The organism is Pseudomonas sp. LAP_36 (genome assembly GCF_019456785.1).
Taxonomy (GTDB): domain Bacteria; phylum Pseudomonadota; class Gammaproteobacteria; order Pseudomonadales; family Pseudomonadaceae; genus Aquipseudomonas; species Aquipseudomonas tritici.
The window spans coordinates 52,953-68,419 of sequence record NZ_JAHZMS010000002.1; the positions used below are offsets into that span (position 1 = coordinate 52,953).

Genomic DNA, 15,467 nt, shown 5'->3' on the forward strand with positions numbered 1-15,467 from the left:
TCAATAGCTTAGGGTGCGCTTATTTGAACTGGGACCAATTTGGGACCAATCTGGAGCTTTTGCATTTCGCTCCAGTCCGAGCTTGAGTTGATCCAACGCGCATAAGTCGAGAGCAGCATCTGCACACTATGGCCGAGCTGCTGGGAGATGAAGGCGGGGTTCATGCCAGACATAATGCATATTGTCGCATAGGTGTGACGACAGTTGTATGGCGGCCGACGACGGATATTGAGAGCCTTCAGGGTCGGAATCCACTGCTTGTGCAGGTCAGATGTCTGTTTCACGTACTCCGAGTTCTTAGACGGCGGGAAAATGAAAGGCGTTTCCAGCACCTTCCCTTTACCTTTTTTCCGACGCTCTGCGTATTCCCTCGCGAATTTCAGCGCATGCATGGCGCGTTCATTCAGCAAAACAAAGCGGTCTCCACCCGTTTTTGTACGCTCTACCACTTCCCCCAGGGCGATCCCACGACAGACGTGGGCCGTCCTTTTCTCTTCGTCTACCGCATCCCAGCGCATTGCCAGGGCCTCGGAAAGGCGCATTCCTGTAAAAAACACAAACTCAAAAAATGCCGCATAAATCGTGCTGGGCCAGTGATCGTGCTCGTACATCTTGGCGATGATCAGGTTTGCCTCTTCCAAAGTGAACGGGTCAATTTCCTTCTTGCTGCGCTTGGGTAACTCCAGGATCGCCGCGGGGTTCTTCGGGATAAGCTCTTCGGACATTGCTGAGTTCAGGATGGTCGACAGCTTTGAGATCGCGTTGCGCTTCACCCCGGGGGACTTCCATTCGCTGGCTGCCATTACCCGGCGGAGCAGCGTAGTGGTGATCAGGTCGATTCGCACCAGGGCCAGGCCGGGCATCCAGTACCGGTTCAGTGCACCCTTGTAGTTCGCCTTCGTTCCACCGACCACCTCACGACTGTCTAGCCAGAGCTGGGCATACTCGCCGAAGTTGATCTTCCCCCCAGCGACGTTGCTGGAACTGGGGAAAAGCTCGGCGTACTTATCGTCGTCGAGCAGCCCCAGCTTAATCAGGCCTTTTACTTGATCAACAACCTGTGAGGCAGACTTGATTCCTTTCTGTGTCGGGGGATAGGGGAGCGTTTCACTCCGCCGGCTGCCGTTCCACATAAAGCGGATGCGGATCGATCCGTGGTGGAGGTCCATTCCTGCGGGCAAACCCATTGGCTTTCGAGCCATTCGTAATATCTCCTGATGCTGTAGATGATCCTGCCGCAATGAGTGTTCCAGACACCTTCAGGTATCTGCTTTCTGGCACGTTTGGAGCGCAGGGCCGCAAGGGTGGTGCCCAGGATCTCGGCCATCTGCGCCTCGGGCACCTTGTCGCCAGTGATCCCGTCGTTTAGCTGTTCTGCTGCTGCCATACCTACCTCCCGCCGCCCGCAGTGGGCAGCGCTGTCTTGATGATGTGAACTGCCAGGCCGAAGGTGATCAACAGCCAGGCGCAGGTGCCGGCGAATGCGTGGAGCAGCGCCTCTGTGGTGCCGGTGCCAACCAGGTCAGGGCCGATCCAAATGAACCAGGCACCGGTGCCGACCAGGTACACGGACAGCCCCAGCAGGATCAGGGTGAGTTTGATTGCGAACATGTGGTGTCCTTGCCGCGCTGGGCGGCAGAAGGTGGGTTAGGGTTTTGCGATCTTGTTCCAGCCGCCCTGGCGGTGGGTTTCGTGGTAGCTATCGACGCCACGGTGTTGCCCGTGGCTGATGCGGCAGAGTTTGCAGATCCGCGAGTCGCCAAAATCGCCGTACTTCACTGCTTCGAACCTGGTCCAGCGATGGCCCAACGGCTTGCAAATCAGCGTGCGCGCCGTCATCACGATGGCGTTCCAGAGTTTCGGGTGCTTTGAATGCAGGTCGTTGTGGATGTGGTTCAACCGCATCCCCATACGCCAACGCAGAGGATGGCTCTTGTCGCCCTTGCGCAGCGGTTCAGTGATGAACTTTCCAATTTGTTTGAGCACAGGAATACCTCGCCTGCCGTTTACTGGCAGGCTGATTGTCGAAGTGAGAAGGGTTGTATTGGAAAAAGGACGGTCTAAGATTCAAGCGACCTCTCTCCATGGATGGACCAAGATGAAGCTGATAGTGGTGCTACTGATTTCAGGGTTTTTGACCTGGAAGCTTTCCCCCGATGTTCAGACCTGGGTAAGTTCAAAGCTTTCGCTTGTGAAGGAAGCCTCGGCATTCGGGCCCGCTCCAGCCGTCGCGCCGCCCGGTTTCAAATGCGATGGGCGAAAATACTGCTCTCAAATGACTTCGTGCCCAGAGGCAAAGACTTTCTTGAGCAATTGCCCAGGCATGCAGATGGATGGTGACAATGACGGTGTGCCTTGCGAGAGGCAGTGGTGCCACTGATAACCGCCGCTCACCGGCAGGCATTTAGGGGGATTGGGGTTTGTCTGAAATAGATCCGGCATGGGATCGGGGGTTGTGCTACACCTAATCTGCTGCGCATGTATTTCAAGTGTGTGTTGTTGAAGTGCTCTGCTGGCAGGCGCTCTATCAAGTAATTTGAGCGCGCCCTTCATGCTGTGGGCAGTGATTCGATGGATCGAAGTAGTTAGCTGCGAGTTAAACAACTCCCTTCCTCTGGGCTAGTAACTCAACGCCTTGGTCCATTGGTCACATCCTCGCCCAGTAACGCGTAGATGAACACGTAGGCGAACCAGAGGGTGCCGATCATGGCGTCACCTCGCGGCGTGCCCACCAGCAAACCGGGCCATCGTCCGTGTCGTGAATGGCCAGGCAAAACCAACCCTCGCCGTCAGGACGATCCGGCTCCCAATAACTGCAGTCCGGATCGCCTGCTTCGAAATAGCGCTCAGAGACCGCTTCGTCGCTGTGGTATTCGAGGCTCACCATCTGCACCTCCAACGACTGCTCGGCAACCCAGGCTTTGACTTTGTCACCGTCGCCCTCGTCGAAGGGCGGCATATCTGGGTGAGCGAACATGCCGTATTCATCGCGAACGACCGGGGCTGGCTGGATCAATTTGATTTCTTCAGGCATGACTTCGTCCTTGCCGCTATAGCGGCTGACTTTGAAGGGGGAGGGGTAGGGGGGGGCGAAAGAGTGAGGCGCTAAATCCAGCGAACGTTGAGTTCTGAAATTTGTTCGTGCAGCTGCTCTATGAGCTCAAACCAAGAATCGAAACCATTTGATTCGTTCTGGACCAGGAACAGGTAATAACCTCCGGTTTCACCTGCGCGGTCATCCCGAATTTCTATCGCCCAACCGGCGTATTCGCCAGTCAAAACTGTTCCAGTACTAATGATCAGCATGGGTTGGTCGGAATCCAGTGAATGTCTTAAATGGCAGCTGTACTTTTTACATCAGCTTGGAAAATGTTGGTACTGCGGCATTCTCCCTCGTTACCAGTTCAGGGGCATTCACAACCGTCATGCCGAGGCGTTCGGCGATTAGGACTTCCAGGCGCGCGCCTTGCGACTTCTCCCAGTCCGGAAGCAGCGCGATGACACCGCACAGGCCCAGGCGGGTCAGGTCGTAGGCCATGTAGTCGGCCCATTGCGCGCCCTCGACGATGCCGTGGTCTGCCGGGTTCTCAACTTCGAAGCCCTGGGCGCGCAGATGGTCGGCCACGTCGTTGAAAGCGGGGTAGTTGAAGTCCGCGATGCCCGTCATTGGCCCGGCCACGTACGCGCGATTGGCGCGGGCGGCCCGGAGGGTTACGCCTGCGGCGAAGAATTTGTTTTCTGTAGGCATGGGGAGTCCTTGCCGGGCCATGCCCGGGCGGTGGAGTGCTGTCAATGGGGTGGGCGTGAGAGAAAGTTGCTACTTGTAGGAATCATCGCGACAAGTTTCCGCAGTCCATCGAACACTGTCGTCACTGGAGAATGTGTGCACGCCAAACAATCCGGGGTGCCTAAATGAAACAACTCATCGCTGATCTGATTTTCCAAATACTGATTGATCTGCTCAGCCAAATGCTCTTGCGCTTGGCGGAGTGGCTGGCGACTGTGCCGTGGTTGTGAGTTACGCCGCCGCTGCTTGTCGCTCCTCAATGCGCCACGGGTCGTTGGCCCTCGCTAGCGCGGCCATCGGCGGCGGGCTGACACTGTTGCCGCACATGTGCACCTGTTGAGTTTTGGTGAACGGCTTGCCGTCGGCGCCGTGGCTGATGATGTAGTCGGCCGGAAAACCCTGAGCCTTGTACAGCTCGGACGGTTTCAACATCCGCAGGCAGATGTCGACGATTACGTAGGGCGTACCTTTCACCATCACGGTGACCATGGCCAGGCGGTCCTTGGTGGTGATTGTCGGCGCGGGCGCATCGCAAGCGCTGATGTTCTCTGTTCCGTAGTAGCTGATCAGGAATGCAGCCACTCGTAGGGCGCCTGCTTCATGCTCTGGCGAGAGGGTGAGCGACACCAGCGAGCTCTTGCCACCGCCGCCTGCCGTGATGGTCGGCGCCGGGTCTTCCAGGCCTTGGCCAACACTGCCGCCGAATGCCCGCTCCATGAATGCGCTGACCAACCCGTGGTGCTGGCCGCCGGCGCTGACAGTGTGTAGCGGGTCGTTAACGTCCCGGGCGTCGCAGTTGCCACGCAGGTGCACCAGGTTTGCCACGGCCAGCTGCTGCTGGCTGCCGGTGTTGGTCACCGTGGTCATGGGTTCGTACATGCCCTTGGCGTGCGTAGTGTTGAATCCGCCGTTGGCCTGGATCATCACCGCGGCGCTGACGGATTGGCCGCCGCCGCTTGCAGTGACGGTGCCCACTGGGCCGCAGATGTCATTCACCCCGTGGGAGCGGCGCTTGTTTGCGCCGGAGCCCCCGCCGTGGCCGGCCTGGACGATGCAGGCCGACGCGAGCGCGCGATGGTTTTGTGTCATCAGCGTGCCTACCGGCTGGTCCGTGCCCACCGGCTTGCCGGAGTACTCCGGGCCACCGGCCCCGACCATCAATGGGCTGATCAGAGTCAGTTCGCCGCGGTTCGCGCAGGTCACCGTCGGCAGTGGTTCGAGTGGGTCGTTGATCCGGTCGCTGCCCTGGTGCGTTGCCGGTGCGATGATTGGGCTGACCACACTGAAGGCGCCACCCTTCGGGTAGGAGGTGATGGTGCGCAGCGGCTCGTCGGCAGACTGCACCGTTTCACCCGACCAGTTCGCAATCGGGACAATGAACGGCGCAGGGCTGTCGATGACGAATTTCCTCATGCCCTTGGCGACTCGGCGCAGTGTGGCCTGGGCCAGTTCCTTCTTGCGGCCGAAAATGCTTTTCCCCAGGTCGGTGAAGTCGATGCAGTCAGCGGCTGTTTTCCACTTCTGCTGGCCTTTGGAGGGGTTCTTGGCGTGGGTTGGCTCCGGCCACACGATCGGCTGACCGTCGCACCGGGCAATCATGAACAGGCGTTCCCGGCTTGTCGGCGCGCCGAAGTCGCACGCTTTGATCACCTTCCACTCAACGACATAGCCCATGCCTTCCAACAGGGCCACGAAGCGGCGCCAGGTGCGGCCGCGCTGCTTCGTGTCAGGAATCAGGAACTGCTGGCCCACCGGCACAACCTCACCAGGTGCAGCAACGTCGCCGCCGAGCTTCACCACACGGCCGGTTGTCTTGTCGCGCTTGGCGATCAGCCGGCCCCATTGCAGGATCTGTTTCACGTTCTCCAGGCTGATCACCCGGGGCCGCTTCATGCCTGCCCACTTGAGGCCGATCCACGACAGGTTGCGGATCTCGCGCTTGCGCGGCTGACCTCCGGCCGCCTGGCTGTGGTGCGTGCAGTCCGGCGACATGTGGAACCAGCCGACTGCCTTGCCGCCGCACTCGGCGTCCGGATCACCCTCGAACACGTCGGTGGTAAAGTGCTGGGCGCCTGGGTGGTTCACGGTGTGCATGCTGATCGCCTGCGGGCTGTGATTCTTCGCGACGTTCACTGCGCGGCCCAGGCCAATCTCCAAGCCGGTACCGGCGCCGCCGCCACCACAGAAGAAGTCGACAACGATCTCATCGTCCTGAGGATTGAAGCCGAGTCCGTATTGGGTTTTGAAATCGAAGGGGTGTTTCTTCTGTTGTGCGGACATAGGGGCTTATCTCCCGTGATTTTCGTGATAGCCGAGATTGTGTTCGAATGATTTTCTGGCGGCCGCTGCATCAAACTTTGATGAGTAGCGCCCCAGGGTTATTTGTTTGCCTGCCAGGTATCCGAAAGATCGCCATAGACCTCGCGAATCCCACGAGACACCGGAGATTCCGCTGGAGTTTTTGCAACTGCGCTTTTGGTTTCTGGCGTTTTCCACTGGGCTCGCCGCGCGGAGGTTGATCCAGCGGTTGTCAGTCTTTTGGCCGTTGATGTGATCTACGAACTCGGGCGGGTGCTGGCTGAGCATGTAGACGAATGCGAGTCTGTGCAGGTTGTGCCGCTTCCTGTCGATCATCACCGTCAGATAGCCACTGGAAACCAAGCTCCCCGCTATTGAGCCCGCGGGTGTTCGGCTTCTGCTCACCAGCCAGGTGAACACGCCAGTCTCAGCGGAGTAGGTGAGGATCGATTTCAGGTATCCCGGGGTAATAGGCATGGCTTCGCCTCGCCGGCTGGCGTGATTCGTTGATAGAAGTGATAATCTTTTAGAGTTGGTAGTCGGGGAGAGTGGTAATGGCCAGTAAAAACCTTGAAGCGTTCCGCGAGTGGTTCACCCCCAAGCGTCGGCGTCGAGTGGGTGGTGCTTTTCTGATTACATGGATCACCGGACTTGTTTTGTATCCAAGCACCAACTGGATCTACGTAATGATTCCAGGAGTGATAATTTTCTTTAGTGCTTGGCCCTCGATAGTTCACGACAAGCGCTAAGGCGCGCCCTGTCATGCCTGGCTGGCGTGACTCGTTGATAGAAGTGAAGTTTTTTCGAGTTGGTTGCCAGGGGGAGTAGTAGTAATGGTAGGTAAAAAATTTGAAGCGTTCCGCGAATGGTTCACTCCGCGTAGGAATCTATGGACAGCAATAGGCCTATTTGCAATTGCGATTGTGGTGCCACTTGTCTTTCCGGGGACGAGCGTTACTTGGCTCATAGGTCCAGCGAGCGTTTTTTTAATGAGTTGGCTTATTCCCGGTACGAAAGCAAAGCGATAGGGATGCGCCGGCTGGCGCTGTCCAGTGATATGGGGTATTACGGGTGACCGGCTTGGAGCCGGATCAAGGAGTGGCGTTGTGGCCGATAATCAAAAAGTCAATGCGCTTCAAAAATCGATGGGAGAGCCTGTCGGATTTGACGTTTCTGAAGCTGCGGCAAAGATTAAAAGGAACTTAATACTTATCTCTTCAGTAGTTCTTGTTTTAATTTTTGGCGGCGTAGAGGCGGCGCCCGGTGTATCAATTTTTGGGGTCTCTCTTACAGGTGTTACTTCAACAAAATTGATGATTGGGCTTTCAATAGTTCTTTTGTACTCTCTCTCCCATTTCTTGTGGTACTGCTATGAACTTTACAGTGAATGGGCTATTCGTCTAACGGGCGCGAAGCTTGGGTTTGTGACAGCCGGGACTTTAGGTTCAGACGGGATGGATTACCCGTCCGACCCAAAGCAGTCGACGCTATATAACTGGTGGTGCCAGCAGTCGCAGAGGCTGATGGACTATAAGGAGGTAATCGGAAAAATTGACGATCAAGTAGCGGAGATTAACTTAAGGATTGATGACATTGTTAAGATGGAAAACCAAGGTTCAAATGGTGCGATGGCAAGCCAAGCAATCATGGAGTTAAAAAGCATCATGGATCAAGTCAAGAGCTCAATGGTTGTTACGGAGTCCGTGCTAACTCATGCCCGCATACCTGTTTCATTAGCTAGATTTGATAGAAGATTTGGGCTTCTTTTGAAGTCTCAAAATTTAAGAGTATTTTTGGTAGAGATTACGCTGCCGATCGCACTGGCTGTTTTCTCAGCAGCTTCGTTGGTGAGGTTTTTCCTTAGATAACGCCTAAGTTAGTCGACTAGTCAGCCTTGGGTGCAATCCCCCGCAGGTCCTCAAGTTGTCGTGACCACTTTCTCCTGACTACGATCCTCGGTCGCGAAATGCCGCACGAGGTGGGCAGACTCTTCGGAGGGGGGTCAGGCCGTGACGCGTTTGCCAATCACCTTTGTGGTGAAGCTCACTGAGTACTCGGTTGTCAGCTCGAACAGGCCGTTGCAGGTGTCGCACTCCATGTTCTTGTCGCCGTAATCCTCAGCTTCAATGTGGATCACGGTGGCGCAGTGCGGGCATTTGCATTCGTCTTGACTGCGATAATCCCACTCGTCGTATTCGCTCTCGGCTACCTTGGCCAGCGCTTCGGCTTTGGCAACGGCGTCTTCTGCGTCCTGGCAAGGTTTGCAGGTGAAGCCGTCAGGATGGCCCCATGGGGTTTCTTTGAGCTTGGAGCGGTGAGTGCTGCATAGGCGGCAAACGTCGTGCGTGTCGCAGACGCTGTAGCTGTACCGCTCGCCGCTGCCGGTGCATTTGGCACAGCCAGACACCCAATACCAATCACCATCAATGCGCTCTGCATACAACCCTTTCTCGGGTGCGGTGAGTTCTACATAAGGCAGGCCGTTGCGGTGCGGCTTACCGTGCCAGCCGTCATTCCAGATGCACTTAGAGCCGCTGCGTGTGCGTTCGGTCCACTCGCCGGGAATTTCCGGGATCAGAATCTTGGTGTCCTTGCTCATGGATTATCTCCAGTCAGTCGCCTCCCTCCGGTGACCGATGGTGGCAATTTGGTTTGGGTTGCGGTATTAAGGTCGAAAGAAAAAATAGGATTCCGAAAATGTTTTCGATTAAGTGCCTTGGTTCCTTCTCTGCTGAATTGAGATCGATTGACCGAGGAATGTGTTTTGGGTTTTCAGATCAGCCGATCGTGTTTGAAATTTCATCGAGCTTCGTTTCTACACCACTAAAAATCCGATTTTTTTTGAAAGAAGACAGTCGATATGATCCGGTTTCAATGGTTGTGGGGGAAATGGTGAATGACACTATTGATCTTACTTTTTACAATGTAAAAAATGGATCAAGTGGAGGGCTAAGAACTCCTGTCGACTTGGTTAAAATGAAAGGTTCCCAGCTTTCGATGTTTTTTAGAGTGGATAGGGCGTTTGATATACCTTCCTTCAACCTCACCTATGAGTTTTATGAGTCTGCCATCCCTGAGGTTGCAAAATGAATAGTTGGAGTGAGTTTGCAGCAACTTCAAAGAAAACTATTCAAGGCGGCGGTGAGAGACCAAGAGTCAGAGATTATGCATTGATTAAAATCATTGATAATTGGATGGCTATCTGCGCATTGTTAATTCTTGGCTCTTGTGCGGCGGCAGGCTGGGTGTGCGCGAATTCTGATAAAGCATCCGTAGTAGAAGCGGGGAAATGGTTTTTCGAAAGTGCAAAAGTCGTTCTCGGCGTCTTTTTAGGACTTTTAGCAAAAAAATAGTCCTATTCGTCACCTGCTTAATTGCTATGACTCTTCAGTGTCGAGCTTGAGTGCTCTTCGCTGCCCGTTCATGTAAAGTTCACGCGCCACATTTTCGCTAATCACGATTTCGTGGCGCGGATAACGCAAGAACTCAATGAGCTGATCGTCTGCCATCAAATCCATCTTCATGATGGCGATCTGCAGGAGCTCGCTGATGATCGGCACCTGACCGCGCAGCCGGATACGCTCCATTGCCTGCTCGATGCCGGGCCTGACCTTGTGCCGCAATTCCTTCTCGGCGACCGCCAGCCGCTTCTGCGCAGCCTTGGCCGATCGTTCCTGCACAGTCTTGGCCATGGCCTACCTCTTCTATTCCGCTGGCCGGCAGTGCGAGCCAGGTTTGACGTTTGCGTTGCTGGATGCGGGCTATGCGGCGCATGAATCGACTTTCACCTGATGCCAAGCGCCGACCGCTTCGAAGATCCGCGCAGCGTGCGCCTCGTCCAGTGATTTCGCCTCTGGAATGGCAATCCATCCAGAAGCCACCATCTGACTTTGATTGGCCTCGTTGCGCAGCTTTTTGTAGCAATGCTCGATCACTTCTTCCAGGTGGTCGGAGAGGTAGACGCCATCGGGCGCCACCTCAACCGACTTGCTGTACCGGTCGCCGCTGGCGTCGATGCAAAGCGCGCTGAGGTAGATGGTCCACCGGTGGGGGATACCGCAAACGGCCTGGCCAATCTTCCCTGGTGCGATGTTCTTCAGCGACTTGTAATTGATCATGCCCTGGCGGCCGCTGGGGTCGATGTTCACCACTGCGACGTGGTTGGCGGCCAGCAGCGACCGGCAGGACCGGTCAATGCGGGCTTTGAGGTTGTGGGGTTTGCGCTTGCTCATAAAGCCTCCGCGAGTTTGCGTAGCGCTTCACGCTCGGCCCGGGTGATGGACGGCTTGCGGCGGTTGAGGATGGTTGTCGGGTCAATGAATTCCGAACGCTTTGCCGGGGCTGGATTGATCGCCGGGCTCTTGCCGATTGTGAGCTTTCCGCCTGCGGCCAGGTGCTGATGTACCTGGCTGGAAAGTTCCAGCGCTTTCTCCCGCCGGAACTCGATATCTGATCTGAGGTTGCTGATCATGCTGCCGCCTTGGCCAGCGTCACCCCGGCCATGCTGAAGGTTGATCCCTGCTCGGCGACCATAGCGTCGAGCACTTCCCAGTTGACCAAAAGCAGCGTGATCGGCGCCTGACCATATGCCACCGCTTTGATCAGTGCCTCGAAGTCCGTCACGTTGGCCTGCAGCGTTACTTGCTCGACCACATGGCTCGTTACTGGCTTTGTAGCCTGGGCGACGGGTGCCGCTGCTTGAACTGGCGTGGCGCGGACAGGCTCGGGTGTCGCCACTTTCTCCACGACCGGCTCTGGCTTGATGGCTGCCAGTCGCTGGGCTTCCTGCTCTTCGGCGATGCGCTTCGCGTCGGCCTTTGCCTGCTCCGCCTTCTGGTGTTCGGAGATGCGGAATTTGATCAGCGTTACCAGGTCATCGTTGGCTTTGGTGACCAGTTGCTGCACGTCGCTGAACAGGAAGGCATGATCAACGGCGAGCTCCGCCAGGCTGGTCAGGTTCAAGCGGATGCCGTCCGCTGCCTGACTTGCGTCGATCTTCGCCCGGGCCAGTTCGGTATCTACTGCGTCTTGGAGACTGGCGATGGTGCGCTTATTCTTCATGGCGCCGGCGAAGTCGACGTGCACATTAGGCAGCGCCACCTGGCCCAAGGTCCTGTTGATCCCCGCGATGTGCTCCGCAAGCGCTAGCTCAGCCTTTTGCTTGATGGTGGTCTTTACCAGCAATTCCTGGGCCTTAACCAGCTTGTCGACCTTCAGGCGAGTCTCGCGGGCATGGGCACTGATGCGATCCAGCGACGAAAACAGCTCGTCGATGCTTTGGGTCTGCGACAGGGCCTGTTTCTTGGCGACCGACACGGCCTCTTCGACATCACCGCACCACTTGACCGCCTTCTTCGCATCGGCGAAGTCCTGGTCGGTGGAGAGCGTGGTTTTCACCGAATCGATGACAGCCAGCGCCGAATCTTCAAACACCTTCAGGTTGCTTGCGGTGACCATGCCGGTCAGCTCGATGCGCAGCGCTGGCAGCTCATCAGGTGTCTTGCCGACGACGATTGAAGGCGCTTCGGCCATTTCGAAGTTGGCCAGGTCTGCCTCGAACTGTTTCCAGCCTTCGATCAACTGGGCCGCGCGCCCGGCGACGGGCCGGTACTCCATGTGCACGAAGTTCTCCGGCGTGCCGTCCGAGCAAACAAAGATGACCCGCTCAGCGCCGCTCACCAGCAGTTGCTGCTCAAGCTGCCAGTAATAGTGCGGAGCCAGGTCGCCGGCCCTCACCTGGGCCACGACCGACTCATTCCACAGCTTGTGCTCGAACAGGGTCTCGCCGAGCATTGTGGCGCCGTCCATGGAGGCGAGCAGGTTGCCCTCCGTGGCGACGATCGGATAAAGCTCTTCGCCGATCAGTGCTTCGGCCAACGGCCGGGCCATGGCTTCGGTTGCGTGGCCTTTGTCGAAGATGAACTGCTGCGAGGGCGTGACGTCCGGTGTGATACCGGTCTTCTTGGCCATCAGCAAGTCGGTGCGGGATTGGTACTTCGACGCGCCCATCATTGCCGGGGCTTCGGAGGCGGTGCGAAACTTGGCGCGAAGGGCAAGCCACTCGGCGGAGCCTTGAGCTACGTTGTGAATTTTCATGCTGCGTCTCCATCGAGGGCTTTGAGGTTGGTGATCTTTTCAATCTGCGCCGGGCTCAGCGTGTACTTGCTGCTGATGGTCGCAATGAGGTGTTCGGGGCTGGTGCGCTTCGAGTCGATCAATGGCTGCCACTTCACGATGTTCTCTTTCAGCAGTTCGTCGGAGTAGGCGGGCAGCGCTTCCGGTTCAGGCTGGGCTTGCTGTCGTGGGCTGACATCGCGCGCAGGCTCCTCGAATGCCTTGCCTTCCATTTCGTCGGCCGTTGGCGCCGATCCGACTTCAGGGAATGCTTTGCGCAGCGCCTGGGCCTCGGCACATTTGGCGAGCTGGGCAAATGCTCGACGCTTCCACATGGCATTGGGCGCCGCGGTGTCCTTGCTCGATGTCGCGTAGTTTTCAAGCCAGCGCTCATTGGCCGTGTATTCGGCGACCAGACCGTTGCTCATCTGCCGCTTGACCGTCACACGACACCATTCGGGATACGTGACTTCTACGCCGCTCAGCTTCGCCGTTACTGGAGGGCCATATTCCGGCTCACTGATTCCTGCGTACTGACCGGTGCGCGCGGCCTGGATGCGGTACAGGCCGATGCCGGGCATCACCGTGTCCTGCATCTTTTTCGTCTTCGAGTTCCAAATCGGAACGATGTGCACCGGCTTCAACATTGGGTCCAGGTGCGCGGCCTGGCAGTAAGCCAACACCATCACTACAGAGTTCTTTTCGGCGCCGGGGTAGAGGCTGCTGCTCAGCACTTCAACGAGCGCGGCCTCCGACATCGCAGGCGTGTTGTCGTCCTGCTTCATTACTGCGGACATGGGGAATCCTTGCCGCGATGCTCGCAGCGATTGAAGGTGTTGGTTATTGAGTGATTCGGTCAGCGAAGGCGCTGAGCAACATCAGGAAGGTGAAGAGGGCTAAGACAGGGAAGGCGCCGCGCCAGATCAGCAGGCGCCGGGTGCGCTGGTGGGTGTTCAAGGCCTAACCCTCACCGCGATCCGCCCGCCCTTCATGGTTGCCGCCAAGCGCTTCGGCAGCGTGGCCACGGCGCGTTCACGCGGCTGGCCGATCACTTCATTGAAGGGAAGGCCGAAGCCCAGCATGATCAGCTTCGACTCAACTTCGTCGAGCTGCTCGTCGATCAGTGATTTAACCGGTGCGGTGGTCATGCGGCCTCCTTGCGTTGCCTGGTGATTTTCAGCAGGCGCTGGCAGTAGTGGTTGAATTCTTCGACGGTGATTGCGTCGCCGGTGAGCATGTTGGTGATCATCCGCACCACGACGGCTTGTGCTCCCGGCTCGCTGTTGGGGTGCTGCAGTGCCTCCAGCGCTTCATCGATCAGAATGTGCGGACTCATAAATCGGCATCCACGTCGTCTTCCCGCTCCTCACGCTCTGCTGCTACAGCATCGGCGGCGTAGGGCCTCAGTAGATCCATAGCGACCTTTTCGGCGGCTTTAATTGGATGCTGCTGGCCGATCAGGTTGGCAGCGTGTGTTCTCGCCTCGCTCTGTCCGCACAGGATCGCCGACAAGAACAGTCGGGCGAATGAATCACGATCATCCAAGCCGTCGATCTGGCGCTGGTTCAGGATGCCTTGCAAGTAGGTGCAGAACCGGTCAGATGTCACCACCTGTGGCTGGCCAAAGCGGCGCTTCCACTTGATGTCCATACCGCACACCAACTGTTCCGCCGAATGCTCAAGCCAATCCAATTCGGGGTTCGCCTCGCTCACCTCTGGAGGCAACTGAGCGTCGAATCGCTCTTGGCATAATTTCAATACTGCGCTCATGGTCGCCTCCAAGGTGGCGGGTTGTTCACCTGTATTCGTCAACACTCATGCCTCCCGCTGGTTGCCGATGGGCGCGGGGGAGGAGTGCTGACGTAATAAAGGGGGGAAGGGGGGGGGCGCCTGTTTTTGCAGGGGCAGGCTCCCTGTTTCCTCGCTTTCCACAGTCGAGGGAAACCCATATGCTTCGATTTCCACAGTCGAAACAAGGAATGCAGCTATGGCGAATTACATGGTGCGAGTTGAGCTGCTTAAGGCCGGATGGGATGACTACGATGATCTTCATGCTGGGATGGAGGCACTGGGGCTGATGAAGACCATTGCATTCTCCGACGGGACGTTGCGAAAACTTCCGATCGGCACCTACTACGGATCAAGCAGCCTTGAAATAACCGCTCTTCGCGAGCGGATAAGGGGGCTTGCTGCTCCGCTTTCTGGTCCCGGCGGGCCGTGGATTTTTGTGTCTCAGTCGGAAAATTGGTCAGCATGGCTTTCAACAGCATGAGCCTTGCCGCCACCTGAAGCCTGTCGCCCCTTTGGCATCTCGCTTACCCAGTAGGCCAAGTAGTTCGAAGCGATGGCGAAAGCCTCATCAAAAGTGACGCTTTCGTCCGTCGCGACCTCCTGAACGATCCGGCGGAACCGCTCAATCTGTTCTTCTTTCATTTTCCTTCTCCGGTTTGATTTTCCGGATGACCCTGTCGCCAAGGTCATCGAGGAAATCTGTTCGCCCTGACCCGCTACTGGCGTCGGTCACCGGCTTGAATCAAATGTTCTTCCAGCCGCGGGCCTTTCGGCTTGTTCTCCCGCTGGATAACTGTTCTTGGCGATTTACGCTGCACGCCCGGGTCAGTTGCCAACCCTCTGAACCGTTTAGGCCGGTTCATCGCTGCCTTGAATCTGGGCCGGTGGTGATCCGGCAAGGGGTGTCGCTAAAGAGCGGCGGGCTGTGAGGCCCTTCGCAGTGGCTGTGTGTCGCTGCGATGGATGAACAATAAGCTAATGCCTAATCATCTGTAAATAGGTAATGCCTAATTATTTTAAGAAAGTGCTCCCGGTCCTTTATTCCAATTTTGGAGATGACATTCGCGAAGGCGCTGATATAAGCTTTGCCTAAACTGTATGGATATACAGCATTTAACCGGGAGGGGATTTCATGGCGAAGAAGCAGGCGGCACCGGCAGCACGACAGGAAGTAAGCGGGATGGCGCGCCTAGGGCTACGAGTCTCATCGATGATCAATCACCCCGTGGCGCAGGCGCAGCGCTGGGTGACGATTCATCGCCTTGACACAGATGGGGATCGGAGTGGGAAGAGGTGCTGAGCGTGATCGCCGAAACGGACGAGCTTGAGCTGACGCTGAATGATGACGGCAGCGTGACGGTGAGGTGGGAGCAGCAGGAAGTCGAGGTAGCAGGGAGGGGAGAGGTCGAGTTTGAGCAGGAAGAGGAGCTGGCGCCTTTCTGACGGGGATGAAAAAGCCCGCGCTTGGCGGGCTTTG

The 15,467-nt window shown here is 56.9% G+C and carries 23 protein-coding genes and 1 pseudogene; 6 read left to right on the forward strand and 18 right to left on the reverse strand.

The genetic code is table 11. The features are described 5' to 3' along the window. Positions 1–8: 8 nt before the first annotated feature. The 3 genes from JBO08_RS05705 to JBO08_RS05715 form a co-directional block, all read right to left on the reverse strand. A complete protein-coding gene (locus JBO08_RS05705; protein ID WP_122757175.1) occupies positions 9–1,202 on the reverse strand; it encodes a tyrosine-type recombinase/integrase in 1,194 nt (397 codons plus the stop codon). Positions 1,203–1,389: 187 nt separating this feature from the next. Further along, positions 1,390–1,611 carry a hypothetical protein gene (locus tag JBO08_RS05710; RefSeq protein WP_220074341.1) on the reverse strand — a complete coding sequence of 74 codons (222 nt, stop codon included), beginning with the start codon at positions 1,609–1,611 and terminating at the stop codon, positions 1,390–1,392. Between the two features lie 36 nt (positions 1,612–1,647). Next, entirely contained in the window at positions 1,648–1,986 is a 339-nt protein-coding gene (locus JBO08_RS05715) for a hypothetical protein (protein WP_220074340.1), read from the reverse strand. Positions 1,987–2,098: 112 nt separating this feature from the next. On the opposite strand from JBO08_RS05715, the gene JBO08_RS05720 reads away from it, so the two are divergent. Beyond that, positions 2,099–2,380, forward strand: a complete 282-nt coding sequence (locus JBO08_RS05720) for an excalibur calcium-binding domain-containing protein (RefSeq protein ID WP_220074339.1) — start codon at positions 2,099–2,101, stop codon at positions 2,378–2,380. 324 nt (positions 2,381–2,704) lie between these two features. On the opposite strand, the gene JBO08_RS05725 is transcribed toward JBO08_RS05720, so the two are convergent. The 5 genes from JBO08_RS05725 to JBO08_RS05745 all read right to left on the reverse strand — a co-directional run bounded on the left by JBO08_RS05725 (position 2,705) and on the right by JBO08_RS05745 (position 6,562). Further along, the gene (locus JBO08_RS05725; RefSeq protein WP_220074338.1) at positions 2,705–3,034 is read right to left on the reverse strand and encodes a hypothetical protein; all 330 of its coding nucleotides are present in this window, start codon (positions 3,032–3,034) and stop codon (positions 2,705–2,707) included. A gap of 71 nt (positions 3,035–3,105) precedes the next feature. Then, entirely contained in the window at positions 3,106–3,306 is a 201-nt protein-coding gene (locus JBO08_RS05730; protein WP_220074337.1) for a hypothetical protein, read from the reverse strand. A 46-nt stretch (positions 3,307–3,352) separates the two neighbouring features. Further along, entirely contained in the window at positions 3,353–3,748 is a 396-nt protein-coding gene (locus JBO08_RS05735) for a DUF4406 domain-containing protein (protein ID WP_258407033.1), read from the reverse strand. Between the two features lie 270 nt (positions 3,749–4,018). Then, entirely contained in the window at positions 4,019–6,067 is a 2,049-nt protein-coding gene (locus JBO08_RS05740) for a DNA cytosine methyltransferase (protein ID WP_220074335.1), read from the reverse strand. A 6-nt stretch (positions 6,068–6,073) separates the two neighbouring features. Next, positions 6,074–6,562, reverse strand: coding sequence for an HNH endonuclease (locus JBO08_RS05745; RefSeq protein WP_220074334.1), 489 nt, complete (start codon positions 6,560–6,562; stop codon positions 6,074–6,076). A gap of 629 nt (positions 6,563–7,191) precedes the next feature. On the opposite strand from JBO08_RS05745, the gene JBO08_RS05750 reads away from it, so the two are divergent. Next, the gene (locus JBO08_RS05750) at positions 7,192–7,953 is read left to right on the forward strand and encodes a hypothetical protein (RefSeq protein ID WP_220074333.1); all 762 of its coding nucleotides are present in this window, start codon (positions 7,192–7,194) and stop codon (positions 7,951–7,953) included. A 134-nt stretch (positions 7,954–8,087) separates the two neighbouring features. Here JBO08_RS05750 and JBO08_RS05755 read toward each other — a convergent pair whose 3' ends face one another. Beyond that, positions 8,088–8,684, reverse strand: coding sequence for a hypothetical protein (locus tag JBO08_RS05755; RefSeq protein ID WP_220074332.1), 597 nt, complete (start codon positions 8,682–8,684; stop codon positions 8,088–8,090). 98 nt (positions 8,685–8,782) lie between these two features. On the opposite strand from JBO08_RS05755, the gene JBO08_RS05760 reads away from it, so the two are divergent. Both JBO08_RS05760 and JBO08_RS05765 read left to right on the forward strand, forming a co-directional pair. Next, entirely contained in the window at positions 8,783–9,175 is a 393-nt protein-coding gene (locus JBO08_RS05760) for a DUF6864 domain-containing function (protein ID WP_220074331.1), read from the forward strand. Then, positions 9,172–9,438, forward strand: a complete 267-nt coding sequence (locus JBO08_RS05765) for a hypothetical protein (RefSeq protein WP_220074330.1) — start codon at positions 9,172–9,174, stop codon at positions 9,436–9,438. The genes JBO08_RS05760 and JBO08_RS05765 overlap by 4 nt, the downstream gene beginning before the upstream one ends. 24 nt (positions 9,439–9,462) lie before the next feature. Here the strand turns inward: JBO08_RS05765 and JBO08_RS05770 are convergent, their stop codons facing one another. The 8 genes from JBO08_RS05770 to JBO08_RS05805 form a co-directional block, all read right to left on the reverse strand. Continuing rightward, positions 9,463–9,777 (reverse strand): hypothetical protein, encoded by a 315-nt coding sequence (locus JBO08_RS05770; protein WP_220074329.1) that lies wholly within the window; start codon positions 9,775–9,777, stop codon positions 9,463–9,465. Between the two features lie 69 nt (positions 9,778–9,846). After that, positions 9,847–10,317, reverse strand: a complete 471-nt coding sequence (locus tag JBO08_RS05775) for a hypothetical protein (RefSeq protein ID WP_220074328.1) — start codon at positions 10,315–10,317, stop codon at positions 9,847–9,849. Then, entirely contained in the window at positions 10,314–10,556 is a 243-nt protein-coding gene (locus tag JBO08_RS05780) for a hypothetical protein (RefSeq protein ID WP_220074327.1), read from the reverse strand. The genes JBO08_RS05775 and JBO08_RS05780 overlap by 4 nt, the downstream gene beginning before the upstream one ends. Then, a complete protein-coding gene (locus JBO08_RS05785; RefSeq protein WP_220074326.1) occupies positions 10,553–12,181 on the reverse strand; it encodes a YqaJ viral recombinase family protein in 1,629 nt (542 codons plus the stop codon). The genes JBO08_RS05780 and JBO08_RS05785 overlap by 4 nt, the downstream gene beginning before the upstream one ends. Then, positions 12,178–12,984: a phage recombination protein Bet gene (bet, locus tag JBO08_RS05790; RefSeq protein ID WP_220074434.1), complete on the reverse strand. Its 807-nt coding sequence runs from the start codon at positions 12,982–12,984 to the stop codon at positions 12,178–12,180. Before bet ends, JBO08_RS05785 begins: the two co-directional genes overlap by 4 nt. A gap of 168 nt (positions 12,985–13,152) precedes the next feature. After that, entirely contained in the window at positions 13,153–13,347 is a 195-nt protein-coding gene (locus tag JBO08_RS05795) for a hypothetical protein (protein WP_003218302.1), read from the reverse strand. Beyond that, positions 13,344–13,535: a hypothetical protein gene (locus JBO08_RS05800; protein ID WP_220074325.1), complete on the reverse strand. Its 192-nt coding sequence runs from the start codon at positions 13,533–13,535 to the stop codon at positions 13,344–13,346. Before JBO08_RS05800 ends, JBO08_RS05795 begins: the two co-directional genes overlap by 4 nt. Next, positions 13,532–13,969 carry a hypothetical protein gene (locus tag JBO08_RS05805; protein WP_220074324.1) on the reverse strand — a complete coding sequence of 146 codons (438 nt, stop codon included), beginning with the start codon at positions 13,967–13,969 and terminating at the stop codon, positions 13,532–13,534. Before JBO08_RS05805 ends, JBO08_RS05800 begins: the two co-directional genes overlap by 4 nt. Positions 13,970–14,186: 217 nt before the next feature. Here JBO08_RS05805 and JBO08_RS05810 point away from each other — a divergent pair, with 217 nt between their 5' ends. Then, positions 14,187–14,471 (forward strand): hypothetical protein, encoded by a 285-nt coding sequence (locus JBO08_RS05810; RefSeq protein WP_220074323.1) that lies wholly within the window; start codon positions 14,187–14,189, stop codon positions 14,469–14,471. Here JBO08_RS05810 and JBO08_RS05815 read toward each other — a convergent pair. Next, positions 14,432–14,632: a hypothetical protein gene (locus tag JBO08_RS05815; protein ID WP_220074322.1), complete on the reverse strand. Its 201-nt coding sequence runs from the start codon at positions 14,630–14,632 to the stop codon at positions 14,432–14,434. The two genes, JBO08_RS05810 and JBO08_RS05815, sit on opposite strands and share 40 nt — an antisense overlap. A gap of 490 nt (positions 14,633–15,122) precedes the next feature. Between JBO08_RS05815 and JBO08_RS05820 the strand changes: the two are divergent. Continuing rightward, a pseudogene (locus JBO08_RS05820) lies at positions 15,123–15,433 on the forward strand (DUF1654 domain-containing protein). Positions 15,434–15,467 lie beyond the last annotated feature (34 nt).

Coding starts and splice junctions, on each gene's coding strand:
- JBO08_RS05775 (WP_220074328.1), bottom strand. CDS start 10,317: ATGAGCAAGCGCAAACCCCACAACCTCAAAGCCCGCATTGACCGGTCC.
- JBO08_RS05710 (WP_220074341.1), bottom strand. CDS start 1,611: ATGTTCGCAATCAAACTCACCCTGATCCTGCTGGGGCTGTCCGTGTAC.
- bet (WP_220074434.1), bottom strand. CDS start 12,984: ATGAAGCAGGACGACAACACGCCTGCGATGTCGGAGGCCGCGCTCGTT.
- JBO08_RS05810 (WP_220074323.1), top strand. CDS start 14,187: ATGGCGAATTACATGGTGCGAGTTGAGCTGCTTAAGGCCGGATGGGAT.
- JBO08_RS05705 (WP_122757175.1), bottom strand. CDS start 1,202: ATGGCTCGAAAGCCAATGGGTTTGCCCGCAGGAATGGACCTCCACCAC.
- JBO08_RS05740 (WP_220074335.1), bottom strand. CDS start 6,067: ATGTCCGCACAACAGAAGAAACACCCCTTCGATTTCAAAACCCAATAC.
- JBO08_RS05725 (WP_220074338.1), bottom strand. CDS start 3,034: ATGCCTGAAGAAATCAAATTGATCCAGCCAGCCCCGGTCGTTCGCGAT.
- JBO08_RS05795 (WP_003218302.1), bottom strand. CDS start 13,347: ATGACCACCGCACCGGTTAAATCACTGATCGACGAGCAGCTCGACGAA.
- JBO08_RS05800 (WP_220074325.1), bottom strand. CDS start 13,535: ATGAGTCCGCACATTCTGATCGATGAAGCGCTGGAGGCACTGCAGCAC.
- JBO08_RS05770 (WP_220074329.1), bottom strand. CDS start 9,777: ATGGCCAAGACTGTGCAGGAACGATCGGCCAAGGCTGCGCAGAAGCGG.
- JBO08_RS05720 (WP_220074339.1), top strand. CDS start 2,099: ATGAAGCTGATAGTGGTGCTACTGATTTCAGGGTTTTTGACCTGGAAG.
- JBO08_RS05735 (WP_258407033.1), bottom strand. CDS start 3,748: ATGCCTACAGAAAACAAATTCTTCGCCGCAGGCGTAACCCTCCGGGCC.
- JBO08_RS05760 (WP_220074331.1), top strand. CDS start 8,783: ATGTTTTCGATTAAGTGCCTTGGTTCCTTCTCTGCTGAATTGAGATCG.
- JBO08_RS05745 (WP_220074334.1), bottom strand. CDS start 6,562: ATGCCTATTACCCCGGGATACCTGAAATCGATCCTCACCTACTCCGCT.
- JBO08_RS05730 (WP_220074337.1), bottom strand. CDS start 3,306: ATGCTGATCATTAGTACTGGAACAGTTTTGACTGGCGAATACGCCGGT.
- JBO08_RS05815 (WP_220074322.1), bottom strand. CDS start 14,632: ATGAAAGAAGAACAGATTGAGCGGTTCCGCCGGATCGTTCAGGAGGTC.
- JBO08_RS05765 (WP_220074330.1), top strand. CDS start 9,172: ATGAATAGTTGGAGTGAGTTTGCAGCAACTTCAAAGAAAACTATTCAA.
- JBO08_RS05755 (WP_220074332.1), bottom strand. CDS start 8,684: ATGAGCAAGGACACCAAGATTCTGATCCCGGAAATTCCCGGCGAGTGG.
- JBO08_RS05785 (WP_220074326.1), bottom strand. CDS start 12,181: ATGAAAATTCACAACGTAGCTCAAGGCTCCGCCGAGTGGCTTGCCCTT.
- JBO08_RS05780 (WP_220074327.1), bottom strand. CDS start 10,556: ATGATCAGCAACCTCAGATCAGATATCGAGTTCCGGCGGGAGAAAGCG.
- JBO08_RS05805 (WP_220074324.1), bottom strand. CDS start 13,969: ATGAGCGCAGTATTGAAATTATGCCAAGAGCGATTCGACGCTCAGTTG.